Annotated in this window: 18 protein-coding genes; 11 read left to right on the top strand and 7 right to left on the bottom strand. The window is 58.8% G+C overall.

What is annotated here, in order from left to right:
• Window positions 1-3: 3 nt before the first annotated feature.
• The 10 genes from nuoK (at window position 4) to AB4P92_RS26750 (ending at window position 15,997) form a co-directional block, all read left to right on the top strand.
• On the top strand, window positions 4-312 hold the full coding sequence (nuoK, locus tag AB4P92_RS26795) for an NADH-quinone oxidoreductase subunit NuoK (protein ID WP_003223790.1): 309 nt from the start codon (window positions 4-6) through the stop codon (window positions 310-312).
• Window positions 309-2,162, top strand: a complete 1,854-nt coding sequence (gene nuoL, locus AB4P92_RS26790) for an NADH-quinone oxidoreductase subunit L (RefSeq protein WP_047301931.1) — start codon at window positions 309-311, stop codon at window positions 2,160-2,162. The genes nuoK and nuoL overlap by 4 nt, the downstream gene beginning before the upstream one ends.
• A gap of 39 nt (window positions 2,163-2,201) precedes the next feature.
• The gene (gene nuoM, locus AB4P92_RS26785) at window positions 2,202-3,734 is read left to right on the top strand and encodes an NADH-quinone oxidoreductase subunit M (RefSeq protein WP_042559874.1); all 1,533 of its coding nucleotides are present in this window, start codon (window positions 2,202-2,204) and stop codon (window positions 3,732-3,734) included.
• Window positions 3,735-3,741: 7 nt separating this feature from the next.
• Window positions 3,742-5,205 carry an NADH-quinone oxidoreductase subunit NuoN gene (gene nuoN, locus AB4P92_RS26780; protein WP_042559875.1) on the top strand — a complete coding sequence of 488 codons (1,464 nt, stop codon included), beginning with the start codon at window positions 3,742-3,744 and terminating at the stop codon, window positions 5,203-5,205.
• Between the two features lie 472 nt (window positions 5,206-5,677).
• On the top strand, window positions 5,678-5,806 hold the full coding sequence (locus AB4P92_RS26775; RefSeq protein WP_261736161.1) for a hypothetical protein: 129 nt from the start codon (window positions 5,678-5,680) through the stop codon (window positions 5,804-5,806).
• Window positions 5,807-5,854: 48 nt separating this feature from the next.
• A complete protein-coding gene (locus AB4P92_RS26770) occupies window positions 5,855-8,041 on the top strand; it encodes a YcaO-like family protein (protein ID WP_395598435.1) in 2,187 nt (728 codons plus the stop codon).
• 80 nt (window positions 8,042-8,121) lie between these two features.
• A complete protein-coding gene (locus AB4P92_RS26765; RefSeq protein ID WP_395598434.1) occupies window positions 8,122-8,886 on the top strand; it encodes an alpha/beta fold hydrolase in 765 nt (254 codons plus the stop codon).
• Window positions 8,841-12,167, top strand: coding sequence for an RCC1 domain-containing protein (locus tag AB4P92_RS26760; protein WP_395598433.1), 3,327 nt, complete (start codon window positions 8,841-8,843; stop codon window positions 12,165-12,167). Before AB4P92_RS26765 ends, AB4P92_RS26760 begins: the two co-directional genes overlap by 46 nt.
• 62 nt (window positions 12,168-12,229) lie before the next feature.
• Window positions 12,230-14,080: a hypothetical protein gene (locus AB4P92_RS26755; protein ID WP_261736156.1), complete on the top strand. Its 1,851-nt coding sequence runs from the start codon at window positions 12,230-12,232 to the stop codon at window positions 14,078-14,080.
• Window positions 14,081-14,134: 54 nt separating this feature from the next.
• Entirely contained in the window at window positions 14,135-15,997 is a 1,863-nt protein-coding gene (locus AB4P92_RS26750) for a hypothetical protein (RefSeq protein WP_261736155.1), read from the top strand.
• A 314-nt stretch (window positions 15,998-16,311) separates the two neighbouring features.
• On the opposite strand, the gene AB4P92_RS26745 is transcribed toward AB4P92_RS26750, so the two are convergent.
• Window positions 16,312-16,776 carry a GNAT family N-acetyltransferase gene (locus AB4P92_RS26745; protein ID WP_395598432.1) on the bottom strand — a complete coding sequence of 155 codons (465 nt, stop codon included), beginning with the start codon at window positions 16,774-16,776 and terminating at the stop codon, window positions 16,312-16,314.
• Window positions 16,777-17,264: 488 nt separating this feature from the next.
• Here AB4P92_RS26745 and AB4P92_RS26740 point away from each other — a divergent pair, with 488 nt between their 5' ends.
• Window positions 17,265-18,590: an OprD family porin gene (locus tag AB4P92_RS26740; protein ID WP_395598431.1), complete on the top strand. Its 1,326-nt coding sequence runs from the start codon at window positions 17,265-17,267 to the stop codon at window positions 18,588-18,590.
• A gap of 212 nt (window positions 18,591-18,802) precedes the next feature.
• On the opposite strand, the gene AB4P92_RS26735 is transcribed toward AB4P92_RS26740, so the two are convergent.
• From AB4P92_RS26735 to AB4P92_RS26710, 6 genes are all read right to left on the bottom strand, one after another.
• A complete protein-coding gene (locus tag AB4P92_RS26735; protein WP_395598430.1) occupies window positions 18,803-19,183 on the bottom strand; it encodes a DUF6124 family protein in 381 nt (126 codons plus the stop codon).
• A gap of 502 nt (window positions 19,184-19,685) precedes the next feature.
• Window positions 19,686-20,015: a DUF2790 domain-containing protein gene (locus AB4P92_RS26730; RefSeq protein ID WP_395598429.1), complete on the bottom strand. Its 330-nt coding sequence runs from the start codon at window positions 20,013-20,015 to the stop codon at window positions 19,686-19,688.
• 68 nt (window positions 20,016-20,083) lie between these two features.
• A complete protein-coding gene (locus AB4P92_RS26725; RefSeq protein ID WP_261736151.1) occupies window positions 20,084-20,284 on the bottom strand; it encodes a co-regulatory protein PtrA N-terminal domain-containing protein in 201 nt (66 codons plus the stop codon).
• A gap of 211 nt (window positions 20,285-20,495) precedes the next feature.
• On the bottom strand, window positions 20,496-23,645 hold the full coding sequence (locus AB4P92_RS26720; RefSeq protein ID WP_395598428.1) for a CusA/CzcA family heavy metal efflux RND transporter: 3,150 nt from the start codon (window positions 23,643-23,645) through the stop codon (window positions 20,496-20,498).
• 15 nt (window positions 23,646-23,660) lie between these two features.
• Entirely contained in the window at window positions 23,661-24,854 is a 1,194-nt protein-coding gene (locus AB4P92_RS26715; protein WP_395598427.1) for an efflux RND transporter periplasmic adaptor subunit, read from the bottom strand.
• Window positions 24,855-24,903: 49 nt separating this feature from the next.
• Window positions 24,904-26,151, bottom strand: coding sequence for a TolC family protein (locus AB4P92_RS26710; protein WP_395598426.1), 1,248 nt, complete (start codon window positions 26,149-26,151; stop codon window positions 24,904-24,906).
• Window positions 26,152-26,333: the final 182 nt, after the last annotated feature.

The raw sequence follows: 26,333 nt of genomic DNA, 5'->3' as shown, positions 1-26,333 counted from the left end.
CTTATGCCTGCTATCCCTCTTGAGCATGGTCTGGCGGTTGCCGGCATCCTGTTCTGCCTCGGCCTCGTCGGCCTGATGGTTCGTCGCAACATTTTGTTCGTGTTGATGAGTCTGGAAGTGATGATGAACGCCTCTGCACTGGCCTTCATCGTTGCTGGCGCCCGCTGGGGCCAGCCGGATGGACAGATCATGTTCATCCTGGTGATCAGCCTTGCAGCTGCCGAGGCCAGTATTGGTCTGGCGATCCTGCTGCAACTGTATCGCCGCTTCCACACGCTCGATATCGACGCTGCCAGTGAGATGCGCGGATGAACCTAATCTTTCTGACTTTCGTATTCCCCCTGATCGGGTTCCTGCTGCTGTCGTTCTCTCGTGGACGCTGGTCGGAAAACCTCTCGGCGCTGATCGGCGTGGGTTCCATTGGCTTGTCGGCGATTGTCACCGCCTACGTCATCTGGCAATTCAACGTCGCGCCTCCCGAAGGCGGTCACTACACCCTGGTGCTGTGGCAGTGGATGGCAGTGGAAGGCTTCAAGCCTGACTTCGCCCTCTACATCGACGGCCTGTCGATCACCATGCTCGGCGTGGTGGTGGGCGTAGGTTTCCTGATCCACCTGTTCGCCTCCTGGTACATGCGCGGTGAAGCGGGTTACTCGCGCTTCTTCTCGTACACCAACCTGTTTATCGCCAGCATGCTGTTCCTGGTCCTGGGCGATAACCTGTTGTTCCTGTACTTCGGCTGGGAAGGCGTGGGCCTGTGCTCGTACCTGTTGATCGGTTTCTACTACAGCAACCGCAACAACGGTAACGCCGCACTCAAGGCTTTCATCGTGACCCGGATCGGCGACGTGTTCATGGCCATCGGCCTGTTCATCCTGTTCCAGCAAGTGGGCACGTTGAACATCCAGGAACTGCTGGTGCTGGCACCGCAGAAATTCCAGGTCGGCGACTTCTGGATCACCCTGGCGACCCTGATGCTGCTGGGCGGCGCTGTCGGTAAATCGGCACAACTTCCATTGCAAACCTGGCTCGCGGACGCGATGGCCGGCCCGACCCCGGTTTCGGCACTGATCCACGCCGCAACCATGGTTACCGCTGGTGTTTACCTGATTGCACGTACCCACGGTCTGTTCACCCTGGCGCCGGACATCCTGCACCTGGTCGGCATCGTTGGTGGTGTGACGCTGGTACTCGCCGGTTTCGCCGCTCTGGTTCAAACCGACATCAAACGTATCCTCGCCTACTCGACCATGAGCCAGATCGGCTACATGTTCCTGGCGCTGGGTGTGGGTGCCTGGGATGGCGCGATCTTCCACCTGATGACCCACGCCTTCTTCAAGGCGCTGCTGTTCCTTGCCTCCGGTGCGGTGATCGTTGCCTGCCACCACGAGCAGAACATCTTCAAGATGGGCGGCCTGTGGAAGAAACTGCCACTGGCCTACGCCAGCTTCATCGTCGGCGGCGCGGCTCTGTCTGCCCTGCCACTGGTGACCGCGGGCTTCTACTCCAAGGACGAAATCCTCTGGGAAGCGTTCGCCAGCGGCAACCAGGGTCTGCTTTACGCAGGTCTGGTCGGCGCGTTCATGACTTCGCTGTACACCTTCCGCCTGATCTTCATCGCGTTCCACGGTGAAGCCAAGACTGAAGCCCACGCCGGTCACGGCATCGCTCACTGGCTGCCATTGTCGGTGCTGATCGTGCTGTCGACGTTCGTCGGCGCCATGATCGTGCCGCCGCTGCACGGCGTACTGCCGCAAAGCGTTGGCCATGCCGGTGGCGAAGCCAAGCACAGTCTGGAAATCGCCTCGGGCGCCATCGCTCTGGCCGGTATCCTGCTGGCGGCCCTGCTGTTCCTCGGCAAGCGTCGCTTCGTGACGGCGATTGCCAACAGCGGCGTCGGGCGTTTCCTGTCGGCCTGGTGGTTCGCTGCCTGGGGCTTCGACTGGATCTACGACAAACTGTTCGTCAAGCCGTACCTTGCGATCAGCCACATCCTGCGCAAAGACCCGCTCGACCAGACCATCGGTCTGATCCCGCGTATGGCCAAGGGTGGTCACACTGCCCTGAGCCGCACCGAGACCGGTCAACTGCGTTGGTACGCTGCTTCGATGGCTGCTGGTGCCGTGCTGGTTATTGGCGCCATCGTGCTGGTAGCGGTCTGATATGAACCTTGCGAATTTGCGAAAGGAAACGAGCCCGTCATGATTCTGCCTTGGCTAATCCTGATCCCCTTCATCGGCGGCCTGCTGTGCTGGATGGGTGAGCGCTTCGGCGCTACCCTGCCCCGCTGGATTGCGCTGATCACCATGTCCCTGTTGCTCGCGATCGGCCTCTGGCTGTGGGCAACCGGCAACTATTCATTTGCCCCGGCGCCTGGCGCCGATCCGACCTGGGCGCTTGAGTTCAAGCACATCTGGATCGCGCGTTTCGGCATCAGCGTGCACCTGGCCCTCGACGGCCTGTCGCTGTTGATGATCCTGCTGACCGGTCTGCTGGGTATCCTCTCGGTACTCTGCTCGTGGAAAGAGATTCAACGTCACGTTGGCTTCTTCCACCTGAACCTGATGTGGATCCTGGGCGGTGTTGTCGGCGTGTTCCTCGCCCTCGACCTGTTCATGTTCTTCTTCTTCTGGGAAATGATGCTGGTGCCGATGTACTTCCTCATCGCGCTCTGGGGTCACAGTTCTTCGGACGGCAAGAAAACCCGGATCTACGCAGCAACCAAGTTCTTCATCTTCACTCAGGCTTCCGGCCTGATCATGCTGGTGGCGATCCTCGGTCTGGTACTGGTCAACTTCAACAACACTGGCGTGATTACCTTCAACTACGCCGACCTGTTGAAAACCAAGATGTCGATGACCACCGAGTACATCCTGATGCTCGGCTTCTTCATCGCCTTCGCGGTCAAGCTGCCGGTTGTACCGTTCCACTCCTGGTTGCCTGATGCGCACGCCCAGGCACCGACCGCAGGTTCCGTCGACCTCGCCGGTATCCTGCTGAAAACCGCTGCCTACGGCCTGCTGCGTTTCGCCCTGCCGCTGTTCCCGAATGCTTCGGCCGAGTTCGCGCCGATCGCCATGACCCTCGGTCTGATCGGGATCTTCTACGGTGCGTTCCTGGCGTTCGCGCAAACCGACATCAAGCGTCTGATCGCCTTCTCTTCCGTTTCCCATATGGGCTTCGTGTTGATCGGCATCTACTCCGGCAGCCAACTGGCCCTGCAAGGTGCAGTGATCCAGATGCTGGCGCACGGTGTGTCGGCAGCCGCACTGTTTATCCTCAGCGGTCAGTTGTACGAGCGTCTGCACACTCGTGACATGCGTGAGATGGGCGGTCTGTGGTCGCGTATTGCTTACCTGCCGGCGATCAGCCTGTTCTTTGCAGCCGCGTCGCTGGGCTTGCCGGGCACGGGTAACTTTGTCGGCGAGTTCCTGATCCTGATCGGCTCTTTTGCAAGCTGGCCATGGATCACTGCGATTGCCACGTCCGGTCTGGTGTTCGGTTCGGTCTACTCGCTGATCATGATCCACCGTGCGTACTTCGGCCCGTCCAAATCGGATGCGGTCTTGCACGGTATGGACGCTCGCGAACTGATCATGGTGCTAGGCCTTGCGGTGCTGCTGATTTACCTCGGCGTCTACCCGCAACCGTTCCTCGACACTTCTGCCGCCACGATGCATGGCGTACAGCAGTGGCTCGGCACCGCCTTCACTCAACTCGCTTCGGCCCGGTAAGAGCGCTATGGAATTCACGATTCAACACTTTATTGCGCTTGCGCCACTGTTGATCACCAGCCTCACCATTATCGTGGTGATGCTGGCAATCGCCTGGCGCCGCAACCACTCGCAGACCTTCCTGATTTCGGTGGCGGGTCTGAACCTGGCCTTGCTGTCGATCCTGCCTGCCTTGAAAGTCGCGCCTCTGGCCGTCACCCCATTGCTGCAGATCGATGCGTTCGCATGCCTGTACATGGCGCTGATCCTGGTCGCCACCCTCGCCTGCGTCACCCTCGCCCACGCCTATCTGGGCGACGGCGGTTCGGGTTACCCGGGCAACCGTGAAGAACTGTACCTGCTGATCCTGATGGCCGCCGCCGGTGGTCTGGTTCTGGTCAGCGCGCAGCACCTGGCCGGGTTGTTCATCGGTCTGGAACTGCTGTCAGTGCCGGTCTACGGTCTGGTGGCTTACGCCTTCTTCAACAAGCGTTCACTGGAAGCCGGCATCAAGTACATGGTGCTGTCGGCCGCCGGCTCCGCGTTCCTGCTGTTCGGTATGGCGCTGCTGTACGCAGACGCCGGTTCGCTGAGCTTCACCGGTATCGGTCAGGCACTGGCTGCCACTGGCCTGCCTAGCCCGCTGGCACAACTGGGCCTGGGCATGATGCTGATCGGTCTGGCGTTCAAGTTGTCGCTGGTACCGTTTCACCTGTGGACGCCTGACGTCTACGAAGGTGCTCCGGCACCGGTCGCTGCGTTCCTCGCCACTGCGTCCAAGGTTGCCGTGTTTGCGGTGATGGTGCGTCTGTTCCAGATCTCCCCTGCTGCCAGCAGCGGCGTACTGAGCGACGTGCTGAGCGTGATCGCCGTCGCTTCGATCCTGTTCGGTAACCTGCTGGCCCTGACCCAGAGCAACCTCAAGCGTCTGCTCGGTTACTCGTCCATCGCGCACTTCGGCTACCTGCTGATTGCACTGGTGGCGAGCAAGGGTCTGGCGGTGGAAGCCATCGGCGTCTACCTGGTCACCTACGTGATCACCAGCCTCGGTGCTTTCGGCGTGATCACCCTGATGTCCTCGCCGTACAACGGCCGTGACGCGGATGCCCTGTACGAATACCGCGGCCTGTTCTGGCGCCGTCCGTACCTGACCGCCGTACTCACCGTGATGATGCTGTCCCTGGCCGGTATCCCGCTGACCGCGGGCTTCATCGGCAAGTTCTACATCATCGCCACCGGTGTCGAATCGCACCAATGGTGGCTGGTAGGTTCGCTGGTGCTGGGCAGCGCCATTGGCGTCTTCTACTACCTGCGCGTGATGGTCACCCTGTACCTGATCGAGCCAAACCTGCGTCGCCACGATGCCGAGTTGCACTGGGAACAAAAGGCGGGCGGCGTCATGCTGCTGGCCATCGCCCTGGTTGCGTTCTTCCTCGGCGTTTACCCGCAGCCGTTGCTGACACTGGTTCAGCAGGCGGGTCTGGCGGGCTGATTGCCTGGCTGGATTTAGGCTACAAATGAAAACGGCACCTTCGGGTGCCGTTTTTTTTGGATATATGTGCAGCGCCTGTCCCCTCTCTGCCGGATACCTGCCCTTGCTGTGGTTGTAGGAACGCATTCAATCAACGCAGGGAAAACTCATCTCATGCGATGGAAAATTCCCAGGAGATGATTGCCAGATTTGTGTCTCTCACAAGACTCGCTGAAATATCCCACACCCTCCGCGCAAGAAACCCTGGCAAGCACACCACATCCCTCAGACACATCACAAGAACTCCCCCGGACAAAAGCGGCTGGCTCCTGACGTCCCGCGGTTCAATCACAAGATGATGTGTACGTATTTCAACCTCCCATCACTCCCGGAACTGAAACTTCCGGACATTTTTGACCGTTCACAGCCCGCCTAATAGATTCGATCCGTGCAATCAAAAGCACCTTCATCCACAAAAAAAAGGAATTGATCCATGGGCTACATGAGCAGCTGGAACGCCAACAAAATCGTTGAACTGGACGAGGAGCAAGCTCGCGATCCGGAGCACATCGAAGCACTGCAACTGAGTGAGGAAGAGCTGGCCGAACTCGATGCGCAGTGAGTGAACGGACGGGGGTGAAAGCCCCCGTTCTTTTGGAGGATGGAAATCATGGACAGTAACTGGATGATCGAGCGAGAACTGACAGCGGACCAGGCCTGCCAGCGCATTCAAACTGAATTGAGTCGGCTGGGAATGACGCCCGCTACGCTCACCTTGGGTCAGGACGTTGTTGCGGTACAGGCGACCTTTACTGACAGCAATGGTCTGCCTGTCGCGCGCGGCGCCGGCAAAGGTTATGCAGTTCAGGCAGCCATCGGTGCGCTCTACGAAACGCTTGAACACTATTGGACAGACTCGCTCTCGGTGCAGAATGCCCACGCTATTCCCGTGGACTACTTCGCAGACAACGCGATCTTCAACCAAGACCCGGTGCGACTCCTTTCCAGCCAGCAGAACCGCCGAATCGCCTGCCGACGCTACACCTGTCCTCAAGGACACGACCCTTTTTATTACCCGATCGCGCTGACGTCGCCCAACACACAGCAGTTTTTTGATCAGCAAACCGCGGACTGCCGCGCCTTGCGCCGATACTCGAGCAATAGCGGCACCGCCATCGGCGCCAGTTACAACGAGGCCCTGCTGCATGCCATCAATGAATGCATCGAGCGGGACGCTGTTTCGTTGTTTTTGCTGGATCATTTTTATTATCGGAATCACCCGCCACTGCGCCGGATCGCCCGCCCCGGCAATGGCGATGCCCTGGGCCAACTGTGGACGGATGTCGAAAGGGAAATCGGCGCGGAGGTCGTGCTGGTGGATATCAGTACCGAATTCGCTGCGCACACTTTCCTGGCGTTTTGCGCCGCATCCGGTGACCGGATTCATGTTTTCGGTTCAGGTTGCTCCCTGGACCCGCGCCATGGTGCCTGGCGCGCGCTGACGGAACTGGTGCAGTTGCATCACGCCGCAGAAGGACCTGAATACACGCAGCATTTGCTAAACGCCAAGCGTCACTTAAGTCCCTTCCCCCGACTATTGCGCTGCCTGCTATTCAATCCTGAGGATCTGCTGCATCGCTGCGTTCAGTCCACGGTGACCCTGCCCCAGGCCAGCGCGCAAAGACCGTTGCCACTGCAGATTGAACAGTTGACCACGGACCTTCAACAACACGGGCGCCGCCTCGGCGTATCCACGGTGCATCAAACCAGCCTCGGCACCAGCCTGGTCAATGTGGTGATACCCGGGCTGGAGCGGTTTTTTGTCGTGTCCAGCGGCAACGTGGTGATTCCCCACGCCCGAGGTCGAGGGGAAACAGAATCACGGAGTGAGCCCATGAATAACCCAGCCATCGTCTACTCAAAGGAACGTGAACTGGAACTGGCAGAAAACCTGTCCGACCACATCACAAGCGCAGGCCCGATCAGTTGTTTCGTCGAACCGACTCGCAACGGCCTGCATCAGGTATTTATTCTGCGAGTCCGCGACCAGGACTGGGTCGGCCGCAAAGTCTTGCAGCGAGACCCTTGCAATCGCTGGGGCCTGAGCAGCCTGTTGAACCCCACCATGCTGCTCGGCCCCCACAGGCAGTCTCAATGGGGCAACGACGGCGTGTCGATCTACTTTCAAACCTCAACGTTGAAAGAAAGAACTGAAGCCTTCGACGCCGCGTTGAACTGTCCAGATAGCGAGATTCATTTTCCCTATGCGGTCATCGATGAACGCGGTGACGAGGCTGTTTGCCCTCCTGATTACTGGCAAGGTAACCCATCGCTGGCTGCGCAACTGAACGCCGACGAGTTCCACTTTCGCGAACACTGCGTGAGCGTACTGCGTCCATTGCTCAAACCGGACGACCTGATTTACGACCCGGCCTGCTCGACGGGTGACTTCATCGCCCATCTGGCTGCCGAACTCACCGACGGCCGCTATCTGGGCACAGACCGTTCGGTCTCGATGATTGAATATGCGCAACAACGTCACGCAACATCCACTGCGCAGTTTCGCGTGATGGAGGCGACAGCCTGCGTCGACACCTCTATTCGCTGCGACGTGCTGATTCTTCGTTTCCTCAATGCCGAAGTCATGACCCGCCGCGAAGCACACGGCGCGTTTAATAGCCTGGTGCGCTGCGTGAACCCCGGCGGCACAATCCTCGTGTTTGGTCATACCCCGGTGTTGCTTGCCATGCGCTGGCAGGCCCACACCTATGGTCTGGTGATTATTTCCAGTGTGGCGGCGCGCAGCGGGCGGCAAGAGTTGTTCCAGTTCTACCGCCTGACGCTTCCCACCGCATGACCCGCCTCAACGGATACCTTCTCACCGCTGACGGCCACCAACTGTACTGGGAGCGCCACGGAACACGAGGTGGTGAGCCCGTGTTCTTCTTGCACGGGGGCCCGGGTGGACGCTGCAGCCGTCATCATCTGGAATTCTTCGACCTGCGTTGCTTCGACGTGATTTTGATTGACCAGCGCGGATGTGGTCGATCACGCCCTTACGGGCAGACGCGAGACAACAACACGGCCCTGAACGTCGAAGACATCAACGCCTTGCGCCTGCATCTTGGTTTGCAGCGCATCAGTCTGCTGGGTGTCTCCTGGGGCACCTGGCTGGCCATTCAATACCAGCAGCGGTACCCCGCCACTTTGCTGAAAACCACATTGGTGTCTGTGTTCGTTCCGTTTGCAGCGAACACTTACGCCTATGAAGAAGCAATCAACGCAGCCTTACGCCATACCGGTGGCGGTACCACGCGCGACATCCACCAAATATTGAATGATGGCTGTCATGAGCAACAGCACCAAGCCGCCATCCACTGGTTGCAGGCTTCGTTACGACTCAACGGGCAGACAATACCAATGGATGCTCTCGGCAGGTTTGCCGATGAAGAAGCCATTCTCGCCATCCGCCTGGAATTGCATTACCACGTCAATCGCTACTTCTTCAGTGCCGATAGCGAAGACGTTTCGCTCAATTCCGACACCCTGATAATCCAGGGCGTCAAAGACACCTTCGGCATGTCCAGCCTGCGTTGGTTACGGCAGCGCCAGCCCGTGCAAAGCCGCCTGCTGCGCGCCGGGCACAACGCTTTCGAATGGTCGATATTGAAAACCGTACGCGAGTCGTTGAAACGAACTTGAGCGCACTGCTAACCGACCGTTCGTCTGAAAACCTTGCGCACCTGTCAGATCTGACAGGTGCGCAATTCATCCATCCCGCATTCAATCACTCCATCGCCTTTGCCCTGGAGCCCGTCCCCATGTCTGCCAACGACCCGTCCGAAAACAGCACCCTGACCTTACAGGAACTCGACATCCCCGGCCGCACTGGCCCGGTATCCGAAGAGCCTAAGATATGGGGCATCAACCGGGCGGCGGCGTGGGAAAACTTTCCCCGTCAGGGCCTGTCGTGTCGGCCCGAGCAGTGGGGTGAGATGAACATAGGCGACTTGCTCCTGATTTTTATTGGAGAGCAGCAAGTCCTGCGAAAAGTCATCAGCGAGCGCGAGCTTGGCAAACGGCTGCAGATGTTCGTGCCCTCGGCACTCATCAACGAAGGCTTGTTCGGCGTCTACTACACGGTCACTCGCCTCAACCAGGTGCCTGAGCATTCAGAGACGATGCAGGTTCTGTGCAAGTTTACCCGCCCCGGCGGCCACGACGAATACGATGGGTCGGGGCATTCGAAGCTGATCATGAGCATCCCGCCGGAAATCCTCGCCGACGGCATTAACAAGGAGAACGTCGCCGCCGGTTTCCCGGTCAGCGTCGGCAGGGCTGACGGCTCGCCGGCCTACCCATTCGCGGCGGCCGGTGATCAGATCCATCTGATCGTTGGCGGGGTATTTGTGCTCAGCGAGCCGCTCACTCAGGATCAGGCTGACGGCAAGACACCGATCATCATTCACATCGACGAAGCCACCCTGCGCGAGGCTGGCGACTCCGATGCCATAGGTTTAGCGGTGGCCTTCGAGGTCTACGACCTGGTGGACAACCGCTCCGAAGACTGGAGCTTCGAGCAACGCGTGGTGGTCGCCATTGACACGGATCGACTAGCGGCGCCGCTGCTCGAGCAAGCTGACAACAACAACGTACTGGACGTCGACAGGCTAGGCACCGCCGATGGCACGGCGCAAATCCTCGCCCTGGATTCCAGATACCAAGTCAACGACAACATCACTTTATGCCTCAAGGGCATGCCCGTGGAGGGTGGGCCCATCGACGAAAAGTACTGCGCAAAGCTGACCAAGGTGCCCGGCGTTCTCAACATAACGGTGCCCAATGCTGTACTGCGGCAATTGGCCAATTCGAAGATCGAAATATACTTTCTGCTGGAAAGCCCCGACCACACCAGAAAGCTGCGCTCCAAGACCCTGTTCATCAGTGCCATCGGTGAGGTGCAGCGGCTAGCCGCACCGGTTATCCGGGACGCCTCGGATGGCGCACTGGACCCGACGCTGGAGCAGGTGGCCATTCTGATCCCGTTCGATAAGTCTTTCGTCGCCGGCCAGTCCATCGAACTGCGCTGGCTCGTTACTCGCCCCGACCTGAGCCATTACCTGCCCGACCTGCCGTTGCGCACGATCACCGATGGTGACATCCGGGCAGAAGAGCCGCTGCGAATTAACGTCCCCGGTGATCCGCACCTGATTACGGGCGACGGCGGCACGGTGGAGGCGTTCTACTTCTTGCACGTTTCAAACGCGGCGCTCAGCAAGATGAACCGGGTCAACGCCACCCATGCCACCCGCGAATCGATCCACGCCGAGATCCTGCAAATCGGCGAGCCGCGCCTGGAACTGCCGGAGCCGGAAGTGGCCGGCATCGTCGACGGCGTCATGCCGCCCGACAGAGACGGCACCACGCTGACCGTGACCTACCTGAACACACAACCCCGCGATGTCGTGACCTACTTTTGGTCCAGCCCAAAAACCGGCACGGCCTCAGACTCGATCACACTGAGTTCGATCACCGCGGGCAAACCTATCCAGTTCACCATCGGGGCCGGGCTGATCAAGGACAATGATGGTGAGATAGTCAAGACAAGCTATCTCATCACGCGCGCGGCGGGTGGCACCAGTTATTCCAACCCGCTGACGTTCCGTGTCGGGAAGGTGCTGGATCCGCAAATGATCGTCATCGGCCACCGCTCTCAGGCAGGCCCCCGCTACCATGCCAACCTGAGCCGGTTAAGCGTGTTCAGTGCCGATCAAAATGAGGCTCTGTGGATCTACGAGGGTGACAGTGAAGGGGTGACTGCGGCGTCCTTTCTGGATACAGAACCCCAGAAAGCGCTGACCGTGACGCTGCCAACGGCGACTCGTGCGTCAACCAGCGTGGTGCTGCGCCCGGCTAATGTGCACGGTGTCGTCAACCTGAGCAACCGGTTCAGTGGCTGTATCGTCAAAGATGACGGCACTCTATTTGGCTGGAGTCAAAACAGTGAAATGCTGCCGCCCGCTGACGCGCAAGACGTTCGTTATGTGGTTGCCGGTGGATCAGCGTTTGCGGCACTGAGACGGGATGGCACTGTTTTCGCCTGGGGGGCAGCGCTTCTTGGCGGACGGATCCCTCCGGAGATCGGCGCGAAACTTAACGATGTGAAAAAAATCGCCTCCAGCGCTGGCGCCTTTGTCGCCTTGCTAAACGATGGAAGTCTGGTGGCTTGGGGAGATCCGGACTTTGGCGGGAAGATTCCCGACACTGTCAGCCCGCACCTCACGGCCGTTCTTCACGTCATTGGCAGTACCGCTGATTTCAGTGCTGTTCTGCAAGATGGACGTGTGTTCAGTTGGGGAGCGACCTGGCCAACGGGTTTGCAGGTAACAGCGGCCCGGGGCGCATTACACATCAGCGCCAGTGATCGCGCATTTGCTGTCATCAAGGCTGACCAGAGAGTCGTCGCCTGGGGCTCGGATGAACACGGGGGAGCTATTGCTGCCGAGACGGCGAAATTACTCACCAATGTATCGGCGCTCGCGTCAACCAGTGCTGCGTTCGCAGCGTTGAAGATGGATGGCAGCGTTGTCACCTGGGGCAACCCCAGATTTGGCGGTGCACCTCAAGAAACACTCCACAACGTTCAGCACGTCGTTGGTTCGACAACCGCTTTTTGCGCGCTAAGGACCGATGGATCGCTGGCCGCCTGGGGTGAACCCAACGAGGGCGGCGCCCTGCCCGGCGGCTTGGGCAAGACCCTTTCACTGTCCGCTTCGTACGCAAGCTTTTGCGCCATACAAGACGACCATAGCGCCATTTCCTGGGGAATCAACCCCTCAACCGAGCACTTGCCCGGCATGACGTGTGTGTATCCGGCCGGTCGCCATTGGGTCGCATTGGGTGAACAAAAAACGCTGCATGCCTGGGGCCCCGGGGCTCCTGATCTGGACCTGTTGACCGGTGAAGTCTCTTACACCGAATGAACTGATTTCAGCCCAATTCAAACCATGTCCCTGGGTAAGGGATTCAGTCTGGAGTATTCGTCATGAGTGCAGATGCAAAAGCGGCACCTACCGTGAAACAAGTAGCCATCATGGGTGAGACCGCAGTCGGTGGAACCGTGAGCGGGAGTTACATCTATCAGAATGCCGATGTGAACCCTGAAGGGGATTCGGTGTTTTGCTGGTACAGCGTCGAGTCCGGCAATGAAGTTATTGCGACTACCGTCGACCTCGCTCTGACCGCCGAGCATGAAGGGTTAACGATTCAGTTTTCCGTCATTCCGGTTGCCGTATCGGGTGAGGAAGGTGATGAAACGTTCTCTGATCCCAAAAAGGTCACCAGCGCCCAGTATCAAAACATCAGCGAAGAAGAAAGTGAGAACAGCTTTTTCAAGCAAAGGGGTCAGTTTGCCTTTCACGCCATTCCAAACGATCACCGGGGCACATCGACTGCCGGTGCCTATGCATTGAAAAACCGGGTTACGCAGAACGTCTCGGTCCTGGGCGCGCAGAGTCATGGCGGCGTTGTACCGCCGGAAATCGCCAGTTATCTCAGAAACAACTCGGCCATTACCATGTCTTCGACAAACAACAGCTTTTGCGCGAAGGTACCTGTCGGGAATACCAACACCGTGCTGGTCTGGGGACTAGGAATGCCAGCCGTTCTACCCGACCTTCAAGGTATCAGAAGCATTTACACCAACAACGCGTCCGCGGCTTTTATCTATGAGAATCCTGTACCCGGCAGCAACACTATCGGCGCGGTCGGTACCGCAGCGACCGGTGGTGTAGTCCCCCTCGAAATACAAAACAAGCTCTTGTTCGACAAGCCCGTTGCCATCTACAGCACTCTCGATGCATTCGCTGTACGAACCGAAAGTGGCAAAGTCATGTGCTGGGGTAACGCAACTAACGGAGGGACCATCCCCGCCAATATCCAGGCTCAGTTGAACACCATGAGAGTGGCGCGAATCATTGCATCAAGTACTGCGTTTTGTGCGCTCACAGACGACGGAGAGCTGATCGGATGGGGGAAAGATGGCGTCATTCCGTCACTCGTTCTTACCCGTATCTACGACGATGACGGCGCGTTTACTGTGATAGCCAATGCCGGTGCCTTCTGTGCAATCACCAACCGCAGGAAAAAACTCCTTACCTGGGGGACGGCCACGTACGGCGGAAACATGTCGGAAGCGACTGCCGCTCTGGCGGCACGGGGCAATATTGTTCTGTGCGTCGCGACCCCTTGGGCCATGTGCTTTATCAATGAAAGTGGAGGCTCTGCGGCGTGGGGTACTTTGGGCTACGGTGGCGTTGATAATTCGGTGTCGGACGCTGAAGCAGTATTCGAGCAGGGTGACACAAAGGCGCAGATCGAAAACTTGTTCAAAGACATCCAGGTCTCTGCAGTCAGTCGCAAATCAAGAGTGTTTTCGAGACTGCAAACAACCGCGGGTGGGGATATCCAGTTGATGCGTAACGACTCCAGCTTCGTACTTCTCGCAAGACACCCTGACGGCCGTACAGAACTCATTCATAGCTGGGGGCTATTGGCCGCGGGAGGCAACATACCGAGTAGTGTGAAACAGGTGCTGCAGGCCAGCCACATCATCAAAATCCATGCATCCAACGGTGCTTACGCCGCAATCTGTAATCAGGGGTCGGTTCAAGGCGCGGTGGTCACCTGGGGCAGGGCTAACGTCGATGGCGGCACCATTCCTGCAAATTTGATTGATACGCTGAGTAGAGACGTTGTCGATATAAACACTATCCAGGCCTACCCCTCGCCAAGCGCTGCATCGGCCGCAGCATTCATTGCGCGCAAGAAAGACAATAAATATGTGTCATGGGGCTCCCATCTCAAACAGGAAGAGTTCGATCCTGAACGCGACTGATGCGCTGTTTCTCGCCAACAGAACCGTGCCTGAAAGGAAAAGGGAGTGTTGCTCATGAGCATTACCGCTGCGCCTGTAGCCAGTAACGTCATCATCATCGGCGAAGCCATGATCGGAGGGGTTATTCGCGGAAGTTATATTTATGAAAACGTGGATGAAAATCCCGAAGGGGCTTCTGTCTACCTTTGGTATCTGGATAACAAGCCGATTGCCGGCCCCGAAGGTTCGATCCTTGATCTGAAGATCAAGCACGAATACGAAGGGCGCGCACTGGTATTCTCGGTAACGCCAGTGGCATCGAGCGGTGAGATCGGCCAGCAAGTCCGGTCTGACGGCAAAGTTGTAAGCTCAGACTTTCAAGGCATCAGCCGAGAAGAAAACGAAAACAGTCACCTCCAACAGATCGGAAACTTCGGCTTTCATGAGGCCGAACCCTATGACCGGGTTTTCGTCTCAACCGGGGGCGCATTCGGCCTGATTGACCCGGCAACCCGCGATATTTTCTTTGAGGGACAGGCAGGTTGGGGGCTCCCAGTGCCCCCTAACATTGTCAACTTCCTGAAAAACAGCCCGGCAGCGCGTCTTTATTCCACCGAAAAGGATTTCGGCGCGTTGGTCGTAGTGGGCGGTAGCAATCAGCTTTTTCTCTGGGGAGCCAATACACCGACCAATATCTCCGTGAAACTCACGGACATCGCATCGGTTTACAGCAACCGGGAGTGTTTTGCCTTCATCTACAAAGATGCGACGGGCACCGATGATCGAATCGGTGCTGTTGGCAAAGCCGGTTCCGGTGATGTCATCCCTGCTGAGATTCAAAGAGCACTGTGGTTCGATAAACCCGTCGCTATCCATGCCACGCAAAATGCGTTCGCTGTGCGGACTGAGAATGGCAAGGTGTACGCTTGGGGTAATCAAGCCAACGGTGGACAGATCAACGCTGCGACTCGGCAAAAGCTCGACAACATTGTGGTCGAACGTATCATTGCTGCCGCCACCGCTTACTGTGCCATTGGCACTAACGGTGAAATTGTGACGTGGGGAGTGGCCGCTCACGGTGGCAACCTGCCTGACAACGTGACGAAAGCGATCAACGAGGATGGCGGTGTAAATACCGTTACGGCAGCCACCACGGCATTTTGTGCCATTACCAAAAATTCCCGCACGGCTGTCAGTTGGGGGCTGTCGGGCGAAGGTGGCGTCATGTCCCCCTCCGCGGCGCAGATAGCAAGCCGTGGCGGTGTGATTCTGTGCAAGGCCACGCGCTGGGCGTTTTGCATCGTCACCGAACGCGGCGAGGCAGAAGCCTGGGGGGCGACACTCTACGGCGGAGCATCGATCACCGCGACGACTCGAAACGAGATTGCCGAGGCGTTAAACGATTCCCATCCCATACCTGCCAATCCACAGGGGCGTGTCGGCACCAGAGCTATCACTGTCCCGGGGATCGTCAGCCTGCATTCCAATGATGTGAGTTACTTCCTGCTGAGCAAGCATGAAGATGGGCGTACCCGGGCAGTGGTCGTCTGGGGCCTGGAAACCCATGGTGGCTCCATGACTAACAGCGTCAGACAGTCTTTGATGGCAAGCAAAATCGTTAGCGTATATTGCACCAACGGTGCCTATGGCGTCATTGCCGCCCAAGGTCCTGTTTATGGCGCCGTAATTGTGTGGGGAGCGACACTGGCGATGGATGACGCCGGCGAAATTCCGCCGGAGCTGGCTCGGTACCTGGACCACGATGTCATCGAGCTGTATTCGATCAAGCGCTTCCCGTATGTGAGCGTTCCACCCGCTCCTCCCCCAATCCCTCCTCGCATCGACCCCTCTTTCGCAGCAAGGTGCCGCGACGGCAGTTATGTGCTTTGGGGAGGTAACGTGAACAATCAGCGCTATGTACCCAAACCCAAGCCCTGATGAATAGCTCTGCAGGCTGCGATCTTTTTGATCTGGCTTCGGAAACCCGAAGTCAGAAAATCACGACGTTCGCCAGCTCGGAAAGTCCGACGCCGCCCCTGCCGGCTTACTCCTGCAGGGATTGCGGCGGCCACAAATGCTCTGAGCGGCGCGCATAATTCCAGGAGTGAGCCTGCTCGCGATGGTGTCAGGTCAGCCAATATCGCTGAGCTTGATCCCGGTGATTTCAGTGAAGACCTTGGCCAGCGCCTTGGACTCGGAAGCGGGCCCTGCTGCGCAGTCCAGCGGGAGCAAGCTCCCTCGCCACAATCGCATCACAGTTTCTTCACCATGGGCACGCACGCCAGTTGCAGACCCGAAGGCGATTGGTAAATCGCACTCCCCTCCCCGATGTAACCGCAGCGCCGGTAAAAATCGGCAGCGTTCAACGTCGCGTCCAGACAGACCTCTGTCAGCCCCAGCACCCTCGCCAGATCTTCGAGAAAGTGCAAAACGTGTTTACCCAATCCGCGTTGCATGAAATCCGGATGAATGAAGATTGCACCGATTTCACGGTGCTCCACATCAAGCATTCCGGTTGCCACTGGCTCGCCCTCAACCCAGCCCAGATAGAAATGCTTTTCCATAAGCGTGTCGTAACCATCCTCAGCCGAGCCCTTGGTCCAGTGGTGCATTTGCTGTTCGGTGTAAGCACCGATGCATTGATGCCTGATCGCCAAGCGTCGTATGTCGAATGCGGTTTGGGCGTCATTCGTGGTGGCTCTTCTGATCTCGAACATATCTCTCTCCATGAGCCATGTGCAGACAGGAAATGAAAAAGCCCCGTCCATTTCTGGCGGGGCTTCGGGTACACGTCAAATGACAAACACGTATGACCTTATGGCCCGCCGGAAGCGGTCATGCAGGAGCACATCATGGTCATTCGATTTTGGGTGTTCATGGGGCGATAGTGCTGTGAATTGTTCCGGTACGTCAATCGCGAAGTCGCTTGGTGGGAGCGAGCCTGCTCGCGAAGGCGTCGGCACTTCCACCATCCTCAGTGCCTGACACTCCGCTATCGCGAGCAGGCTCGCTCCCACAGGTTTGTGTGGAATTCACAAACTCCAGGTACACCCACATGACGAAATTGTAATTGCGCCATCACCTCGGCGTTATCCGCAGCTTGCAACGATGTTACCCGGCGACCATGCCGGCGGGCGCTTGCCCGTCGAACAATAAAACCCACGCCGAAGCACGTTCCCGTTCTGCCGAACCCAAGGAGTGTTTGATGGTTAACAATACAAAAATGTCTATGGCCGCTTTAGCGGTGGTGGTCGGCTCCGGGCCGTCCATGGTGTTTGCAGAAGAAAAAGCCGAGGGCTTTATCGAAGGCAGCAGCCTGACGGTGCTCAACCGTAATTTCTATTTCAATCGTGAGCACCGCAACGGCCAGTCCAGCCCGACCGGCAACGGTTATTCCGAGGCCTGGTCGCACGCGGTGATCAGCAAGTTCGAGTCCGGCTTTACCCAAGGCACCGTCGGGGTCGGTGTTGATGCGTTTGCGATGATCGGTTTGAAACTCGACACCGGTGACGGGCGCAACGGTGGGCGCAGTTCGTTTGATGTGTTGCCGGTCAACAGTGACGGCGAGGCGCGGGACGAATACACCAAGGTCGGTGGCGCCGCGAAAGTGCGGGCATTCGATACGGTGGTCAGGGTTGGTGATGTGTTCCCGGCCAACCCGGTAGTAGCGGCAGGAGACTCTCGTTTGCTGCCAGAAAGCTTTCGCGGCGTGACGGCGACCAACACCAGTATTGAAGGTCTGTCGGTTCAGGGTGGTCGACTGCACGCGATGAGCCAACCGGTGTCCAGCGACATGCGCGAGAACTTTGCGACCTTCTATGCCGGCCCGGTCAATTCGCCGTGGATCGCTTATGGCGGCGGCGATTACGTGCTGAACAAAAACCTCAGTTTCAGCCTGTATTCCAGTCGTCTCAAGGATGCCTGGAATCAGTACTACGCCGGCACCGCGTGGACGTATCCGCTGTCGGATGACTTGTCGCTGTTTGGTGGTTTGAATTACTACAAGGCTGTCGACGAAGGCAAACAACTGCTCGGCGAGTTCGACAACAACATCTGGAGCGGCCGTGTCGGGGTGAAACTCGGCGCGCATTCCGTCGCCCTCTCCCACCAGCGCAACAACGGCAACGACGATTTCGATTACCTACGCCAGTCCGACTCGATCTTCCTCGACAACTCCATCCAGTACAGCGACTTCAACTCGCCCAAGGAACGTTCATGGATGGTTCGTTACGACCTCGACATGACCCCCTATGGCGTACCGGGCTTGTCGTTCATGACCCGCTACGCGCGCGGCACCGACGCCGACTATTCCAACGCCAACGCCGTGTACATGCGCCGCGATGGCGACGGCAATCCGCTGACGGATCAGAAGCGCTGGGAGCGGGATATCGAAGTCAAATACGTGGTGCAGAGCGGTTCGTTGAAGGACATGTCATTGCGCTTGCGCCAGGCCACCACTCGCGCCACGGCATTCGAGTCGGACCTGGATGAAGTGCGGGTGATTGTCGAGTATCCGTTGGCGATTCTCTGAGTTTACGAGCAATGCACATTCACCTTTAGAAGCTCCTTGCTCCTTTGGAAAGAGGTGAATTTTTTGGCGTCCTTTGGGACGCCTTTTTTATGTCCGGACTTCAACGCAACGCCAAAACCCGTGGGAGCGAGCCTGCTCGCGAAGACGTCGGCATAGCCAACGCCATCGTCGGTTGACTCACCGCTTTCGCGAGCAGGCTCGCTCCCACACGATTATGCGGTGGGCTCGACGTTATCCAGCGCCCTGTTCACCGCGAGTTCGCCAAGCATCACCACTTGTGCGATACCGAGCAGGGTCTTGCGATGCGCGCCTTGCAGCAGCGCCGCGAAGTCGCCGAGCATGACGGAGGCCGAGCCCAGGGATTCGCTGGCGTTGGCCAGCAGGGATTCGGTGTCGGCCTTCGGATTGACCTGGAACATCTGGTTCTGGACGTAGGGCGTGGCCATGATGGCGGCGGTGGGCTTGAGGTAGAAGTCGAGGGCGCGGTCGGCGGCTTCGTGGAGTTTGCGGGTGTCTTCGCCAGCGTAGGGGGACGTTGTATTGGCGTCCGCAGGGACGGTTGTTTCGGGCGGATTGGGTGTTGGCTTTTTCATGTTGTTTCTCCTTCTGAACGTTGGAGCTGACCCATTCGGTTCCACGCGAAGGGGTGGCAGCTGTACGCAGGTTGGAACCCGGGGAACGGAGAAACCCGGCAGACTCGAAGTCTCCCGCGCACAGCCGCCATAACAGCGTGCACACCATGAAGGTGCGCAAGCATACGTCATGAAAGACGCTTTGGCGCTGATACGTTCTCCGGGGTTCCAATCCCGATCGCTGATTGGGCAGCGACGTTCACAGCCTAGAGAGCCGACGTCCGACGGACAACCTGAAAACATTGTGGGAAGGTTCTGCGATTGACCTACACCGTTAAACATCCCGAATCGAAATACACATCGTGATATTCAACCCCCCCGTGTAGGAGCTGCCGCAGGCTGCGATCTTTTGATTTTGATTTTCAAGATCAAGATCAAGATCAAGATCAAGATCAAGATCAAGATCAAAAGATCGCAGCCTTCGGCAGCTCCTACAGGGGGGAGTGTTCTGATCGTTGGCAGATCAGCCACGTTGGCGACAATCGCCGGCCACGGTGTATTTGACGGTGTTGAGTTGGCCTTCCGAGTCTTCGTAGGTCATGGCGGTGGGGACGACGGCGCAAGTCGCCGGCGGCTTGACGACGCTTACGACTTTGACCACATCCAGCTTCATCCCGTACTCGTATTCCTTCACCACTGGCGGCGCTTTGCCCTGGTTGGCGGCGTATTGCTCCATGGCTTTGGCGTTGGCACTGAATGCGCGCTCAAACGTGCGGTCACCACCGCCCTCGGCCAGCACATTCATGGACATCGCCATCACCCCGGTGAACACCATCCACTTGATCAATTTCATGTTCAATTCCTCCATAAAAAAGCCCGGCATCGATGCGCGATGACAGGCTTGTTCCAGCACGGCTGCGTTTACAGGTCTTGAGTCTTGTCGTCTTTCTTGTGATTGACGACGACCGGATCGCGGGCCTGTTCGCGGGCAACGTACAGCTCTAAGGAGCGGTCGTTGGCGGTCATCATTTTTTCGAAGGTGCGGTCGCCGCCACCTTCGGCCATGGCCAGGGAAGACAGCGCCAGGGCTGCGGTGAAGGCACTGATTTGGGCAAATTTCATTTTGATTCCTCGTTTAAGTAGCTGACGGGATCAAGGTAACAATCCGAACCTATCGGGACGGTGGCGGGGAAATTACATATCCGTTATCTCCCGGATCAGCGCACGGAAACCCTGTGGGAGCGAGCCTGTTCGCGAAAGCGGTGGTTCAGTCACATCATTGTTGACTGACAGATCGCCTTCGCGAGCAGGCTCGCTCCCACAGGGGGATTACCTATTTAGTTGGAACAGCCTCCTCATCCCGGCGATGGGCGAGTTGGTACAGCGCCGGCAAGATCAGCAACGTGAGAATCGTCGAAGACAGGATCCCGCCGATCACCACTGTCGCCAATGGCCGCTGCACCTCAGCCCCCGTGCCGGTCGCCAGCGCCATCGGAATGAAGCCCAGCGACGCCACCAGTGCCGTCATCAACACTGGCCGCAATCGCGTCAGCGCACCGATGTTGATCGCCTCAGTGAGCGACCGCCCCTCCTCCCGCAGATTGCGAATGAACGCAATCATCACCAAGCCGTTCAACACCGCCACTCCGGACAACGCAATAAACCCGACGCCCGCCGAAATCGACAGCGGAATATCGCGCAGCCACAGCGCCATCACGCCCCCAGTCAACGCAAACGGAATCCCGGTAAACACCAGCAAGCCATCCTTCAGATTGTTGAACATCATGAACAACAACCCGAACACCAGCAGCAACGCCACCGGCACCACGATCTGCAAGCGCTTGGCCGCTGATTGCAGTTGCTCGAACTGCCCGCCCCAACTGGTCCAGTAACCGGGCGGCACTTGCACGTCGCGTTCGATCACTTCGCCCGCCTCGGCAACGAATGAACCGATATCGCGCCCACGCACGTTGGCGCTGACGATCACCAGCCGCTTGCCGTTTTCACGGCTGACCTGATTCGGCCCCAGCACCAGGTCGAGGCTGGCGACGTCTTGCAGTGCGATGAAGCCGATCTGATTCGCCGCGCCATTCACCGCCGGCACCGGAATCAGCAGCGCCGACAAGCCGTCGATGTCCTTGCGCATGGCATCGGACAAACGCACGACCATGTCGAAACGCCGATCCCCTTCATACAACGTGCCGGCCTGACGTCCGCCCACCGCCACGGCAATGGTGTCCTGCACATCACCGACGTTGAGCCCGTAACGCGCGGCCTTGTCGCGATCGATGTTGATGGTCAGCACCGGCAACCCGGTGGTTTGCTCGACTTTGACTTCGGAGGCGCCGTTGACCTTCTGCATCGCCGCCGCAATCTTCGCCGCCGTGGCGTTGAGCACGTCCATGTCATCGCCAAACACCTTCACCGCCACGTCACTGCGCACGCCGGAAATCAATTCGTTGAAGCGCAACTGAATCGGCTGCGACAGCTCGTAGTTGCTGCCCGGCAATGTGGCGGCCGCCGCTTGCAGTTCGGCCATCAGGGTGTCGCGGGACTTGCCCGGGTCTGGCCATTGCTCTTTGGGCTTGAGCATCACGTAGCTGTCGGAGATGTTTGGTGGCATCGGGTCGGAGGCGATTTCCGCAGTACCGGTGCGGGCGAATACTCGCTCGACTTCCGGTATTTTGGCCAGAATGAGGGTTTCCAGCCGCTGCTGCATGTCCACCGATTGCGTCAGGCTGGTACCCGGCACGCGCAAGGCTTGCAGGGCGAAATCGCCTTCACTGAGGCTCGGCACAAACTCGCTGCCCATGCGGCTGGTCATCACGCCGCTGAGCACGATCACGCCCAACGCCGCACCCACCGCAACGGCACGATGCCCCATCACCCAAGCCAATGCCGGCGCATAGACGCGACGCGCGCCACGCATCACCGCGCCCTCTTCCTCCTTGACCTTGCCAGTCACGAACAGCGCAATCGCCGCCGGCACAAAAGTCACCGACAACAGCATCGCGCCGAGCAACGCGATGACCACGGTGAATGCCATCGGGTGGAACATTTTCCCTTCAACGCCGCTCAGGGCGAAGATCGGCAGGTACACGACCATGATGATCAACTGACCAAAAATCAGCGGTCGTCGCGCCTCTTTGGCCGCCGCAAACACTTCCTTGAAACGCTCGGCACGCGTCAACAATCGCCCATGGTGCTGCTGCGCATGAGCGAGTCGGCGCAGGGTGTTTTCGACGATCACCACCGCGCCGTCGACGATGATGCCGAAGTCGAGCGCGCCGAGGCTCATCAGGTTGGCGCTGACCTTGTTGCTGAACATGCCGGTGAAGGTGAACAGCATCGACAGCGGAATCACCATCGCCGTGATCAACGCCGCGCGAATGTTGCCGAGGAACAGGAACAGGATCGCGATCACCAGAATCGCGCCTTCGATGAGGTTCTTTTTCACCGTGGCGATGGCCTTGTCGACCAGGTGCGTGCGGTCGTACACCGGCACGGCGATCACGCCGTTGGGCAACGATTTGTTGATCTGCTCAAGCTTGCCGGCGACGGCTTGTGAGACGGTGCGGCTGTTCTCGCCGATGAGCATGAACACCGTGCCGAGCACCACTTCACGGCCGTTTTCGGTGGCCGCGCCGCTGCGCAGTTCGCGGCCGATTTCCACGGTGGCGACGTTTTTGATGCGGATCGGTGTGCCGTCGACATTGGCCATGACGATGTTGGCAATGTCCTCGGTGCTCGCCACTTGCCCCGGCGCGCGAATCAGCAACTGCTCGCCGCTGCGCTCGATGTAACCGGCGCCGACGTTGGCGTTGTTGCGCTCCAGCGCCGTGACCAGATCGGTGAGGGTCAGCTTGTACGCGGCGAGGCGTTTCGGGTCCGGCGCAATCTGGTATTCCTTGGCAAAACCGCCGATGGTGTTGATCTCGGCCACACCCGGCACGTTGCGCAATTGCGGCTTGATGATCCAGTCCTGAATCACCCGCAAATCGGTCGGCGTGTAGGGCGTGCCGTCGTCCTTCAACGCACCTTCCTGCGCCTCGACCGTCCACAGGAAAATCTCGCCGAGACCGGTGGAAATCGGCCCCATCACCGCTTCCGCGCCTTCGGGCAATTGCTCCTTGGCGATCTGCAAACGCTCGTTGACCAATTGCCGGGCGAAAAACAGGTCGGTGCCGTCCTTGAAGATCACCGTGACCTGTGACAGCCCCGAACGTGACAGCGAACGGGTCTGCTCCAATGCCGGCAAACCGGCCATGGCAGTTTCAATCGGGAAGGTGATGCGCTGCTCGGTTTCCAGCGGCGAGAACCCGGCGGCGCCGGTGTTGATCTGCACCTGAACATTGGTGATGTCGGGCACGGCGTCGATCGGCAGTTTTTGATAACTGGCGATGCCGAGGCCGGCCATGAGCAGAACGGCGAGCAGCACAATGATGCGCTGCTCGATGGCAAACTGGATCAGGCGTTCGAACATGGGGACCTTCCAGAATTAATGACTGTGCTCGGCCGAAGCCTTGCCCAGTTCGGATTTGAGGACGAAGCTGCCGGCGCTGGCGACTTGCGCGCCGGCCTCCAGGCCTTGGGTGATTTCCACCTGCCCCGCCGCGCGACTGCCCAGCTCCACCGCTTGCGCCTTGAAGCCGTCGTCAGTGCGCACGAACACCGTGGGTTTGTCCTCGACGGTCTGGATTGCGGTTTCCGGCACCGCGACTTGCGCCTGACGACTGTCAGTGGCCACCAGTGCGGTGACGAACAGCCCCGGACGCCACGAACCTTGCGGGTTTTCCAGGGTGACGCGCACAGTCGCCGTGCGGGTTTGTTCGCCAAGCAGACTGCCGACGTAGGCCACGCTGCCGGTGACTTGCGCATTCAACTCCGGCGCGCTGACGGTCACGGCTTTGCCCACTTGCACCTTGGTCAGGTCCTTGGGCGAAACGCCGAACGTCACCCACACTCGCGATAGGTCGGAGAGCGTGAAAGCCGCTGTGGCTTCATCAACCACCTCCCCCGGCGTCAGGTGTTTTTCCACCACGACACCGTCGAACGGCGCACGCAGTTCATAGCGATTGCCGCCGGTGGCGACCACGCTGCCGCTGAGCACGCTGATTTTTTGCCGGGCGTTGTTCACGGCGATTTCGGCTTCTTCCATGGCTTGCCGCGCCTGGAGAAAATCCTGCTCGGCAGAAATCCTGTCCTGCCACAGCTTTTTTTCGCGCTCATAAGTCGTGCGCGCCAAGGCCAAACGGCGTTGCGCCGCCGCCTGCTCGCTGCGCTGATCGGAGATCTGCTGACTGGAGATTACCGCCAGCAATTGGCCCTTCTTCACCGACTGGCCGAGGTTGACCGACACCGACTCGACCACGCCGGGCACGCGTGGCACGACGTGGGCAGTGCGGTCTTCGTCGAATCGCACTTCACCGGGGAACGGTAACCCCAGGCTGATGGTTTGCGCCCGTGCTTCGGCCAGTTGAATGCCCGCAGCGGTGATCTGTTCGGCGCTCAATTCAATGTGCCCTTCTTCGCCGTGGTCGCCGTCGGCGGCGGCGCCTTCTTCAGCGTGATCGGCATGTTCCGCCGCTTCATCGGCATGCGCGTCGATAGAAGCATTGCCGGGCCACATCGAGCCGATGCCGATGCCCAAAGCCAAGGTCGCCACCGCGACCACCATCAGTTTTTTATCCATGGAAACTCCTCTGCGCCGTGCCTTCGCGCAGTGATTTGATAAGTGAAATTCAAGGGCTGACGGCGAGGTCGCCGAAGATCCGTTCGATGCGCACGCGCGCATCTGTCGCTTCGCTGACGGCCTGGATGTATTGGCTGCGAGCGCTGATCAAGGTGCGCTGGGCGTCGAGCACGTCGAGGAAGCCGAACTTGCCCATTTCAAAGCCGCGTGTGGCGCTGTCCACCGCACTTTGCGCGGCGGGCAGGATGGTCTGGTTAAAGGTCTGGACTTCGCCATTGGCGGTCTGCCATTGCTCAAGACTGGTCTGGATCTCCGTGCGCAAACGCAGCTCGGTGGCGTTACGCAGATCCCGCGCCTGATCGGTTCGGCGCGCCGCTGCCAGGACGTTGCCCTGATTGCGATTGAACAGCGGAATCGGCATCGACAGCCCGACCACGTTGACCCGCTCGCGCTCGGTTTCGCTGTACTGGCTGCCGAGGCTGACGGTGAGATCGGGAATGCGCTGGGACTTTTCCAGCCCCAACGCAGCCTCACGCTGATCGATCTGCAGGTTGGCCAGGCGCAGCTCGGCGGTTTCGTTCAGACGCTCCAATAAACGGCTGGGTGGCGGCACCGTGGCGAGGTTTTGCGTAGCAGCTTGTACGTTGATCGAGGTCGGCAACGGTGCGCCCATCACCTGTGCCAGTTGTTGGTAAGCGTTGGCCTGATCGCGTTCGGCGCGGCTCAGTTCCAGGCGCACTTCGGAGAGCTGCACCTGCGCCCGCGTGCCCTCGACCGGCGAAGATTTGCCCGCCTCGATGCGGCCCTGCGCCACGCGCAAACCGTGCTCGGCCAGTTGCAGCGACTGTCGCGACAACTGCAAGCGTTGCTGCGCAGTCTGGGTGCTGTTGAACGCCTGAATCACATCGGCGCGCAAGGCATTGCGCTTGCGCTCAAGTTCAATGCCGGCAGCGTCCTGCGCACGGCTGGCAACATCGATGCGCGCGCCGCGTTTGCCGCCCAGTTCAATCGGCTGGCGGAGCATCACCGTAGTGGTGCGTGAATCGCGGCGGGTGTCCTCGGCCTCCCACGAGACTTCGGGATTGGGGATCAGGCCCGCCTGCTTGCGGTCGCCCTCGGCGATGCCGATTTCCCATTGGGCAGCGGCCAGATCGGGGTTGCCGGCGAACGCGGTTTGCAGGGCCTGCTCCAGGGTCAGGGTCGATGCGACCGCAAGGTTTGCAGTGGCCAGCAACAGCATGCCGCCGGCTATTTTTTTCAGGCGTGATCGCGCCATCAGTTCTGTTAAACCGGGCAATGGAAGACTTCCTTTAATCAAGAATCTTTGATGCCGCCACGGTAGGGTTTTGAACTTATCGACAAGGTGACTGGAACATTACAAATCCGTTATCCACGGTTGCGGGAAGTTGTTTTGCACTAGCATGCGAAGTGCGACATTCAATTATGTAATACACGGAAACAAATACACCGAAGTTATCT

The sequence above is a fragment of the Pseudomonas sp. A0308 genome, from assembly GCF_044218815.1.
In the GTDB taxonomy this organism is placed as follows: domain Bacteria; phylum Pseudomonadota; class Gammaproteobacteria; order Pseudomonadales; family Pseudomonadaceae; genus Aquipseudomonas; species Aquipseudomonas iridis.
Note: the sequence above shows the minus strand (reverse complement) of the source record. Positions and strands in the feature narration are given on the sequence as shown.

Excerpts from the sequence above, each read along its gene's own strand:
- AB4P92_RS26770 (WP_395598435.1), top strand. The coding sequence starts at position 5,855 with ATGGACAGTAACTGGATGATCGAGCGAGAACTGACAGCGGACCAGGCC.
- nuoN (WP_042559875.1), top strand. The coding sequence starts at position 3,742 with ATGGAATTCACGATTCAACACTTTATTGCGCTTGCGCCACTGTTGATC.
- AB4P92_RS26740 (WP_395598431.1), top strand. The coding sequence starts at position 17,265 with ATGGTTAACAATACAAAAATGTCTATGGCCGCTTTAGCGGTGGTGGTC.
- AB4P92_RS26760 (WP_395598433.1), top strand. The coding sequence starts at position 8,841 with ATGGTCGATATTGAAAACCGTACGCGAGTCGTTGAAACGAACTTGAGC.
- AB4P92_RS26725 (WP_261736151.1), bottom strand. The coding sequence starts at position 20,284 with ATGAAATTTGCCCAAATCAGTGCCTTCACCGCAGCCCTGGCGCTGTCT.
- AB4P92_RS26720 (WP_395598428.1), bottom strand. The coding sequence starts at position 23,645 with ATGTTCGAACGCCTGATCCAGTTTGCCATCGAGCAGCGCATCATTGTG.
- AB4P92_RS26755 (WP_261736156.1), top strand. The coding sequence starts at position 12,230 with ATGAGTGCAGATGCAAAAGCGGCACCTACCGTGAAACAAGTAGCCATC.
- AB4P92_RS26775 (WP_261736161.1), top strand. The coding sequence starts at position 5,678 with ATGGGCTACATGAGCAGCTGGAACGCCAACAAAATCGTTGAACTGGAC.
- AB4P92_RS26715 (WP_395598427.1), bottom strand. The coding sequence starts at position 24,854 with ATGGATAAAAAACTGATGGTGGTCGCGGTGGCGACCTTGGCTTTGGGC.
- AB4P92_RS26735 (WP_395598430.1), bottom strand. The coding sequence starts at position 19,183 with ATGAAAAAGCCAACACCCAATCCGCCCGAAACAACCGTCCCTGCGGAC.
- nuoK (WP_003223790.1), top strand. The coding sequence starts at position 4 with ATGCCTGCTATCCCTCTTGAGCATGGTCTGGCGGTTGCCGGCATCCTG.
- nuoL (WP_047301931.1), top strand. The coding sequence starts at position 309 with ATGAACCTAATCTTTCTGACTTTCGTATTCCCCCTGATCGGGTTCCTG.
- nuoM (WP_042559874.1), top strand. The coding sequence starts at position 2,202 with ATGATTCTGCCTTGGCTAATCCTGATCCCCTTCATCGGCGGCCTGCTG.
- AB4P92_RS26730 (WP_395598429.1), bottom strand. The coding sequence starts at position 20,015 with ATGAAATTGATCAAGTGGATGGTGTTCACCGGGGTGATGGCGATGTCC.
- AB4P92_RS26750 (WP_261736155.1), top strand. The coding sequence starts at position 14,135 with ATGAGCATTACCGCTGCGCCTGTAGCCAGTAACGTCATCATCATCGGC.
- AB4P92_RS26745 (WP_395598432.1), bottom strand. The coding sequence starts at position 16,776 with ATGTTCGAGATCAGAAGAGCCACCACGAATGACGCCCAAACCGCATTC.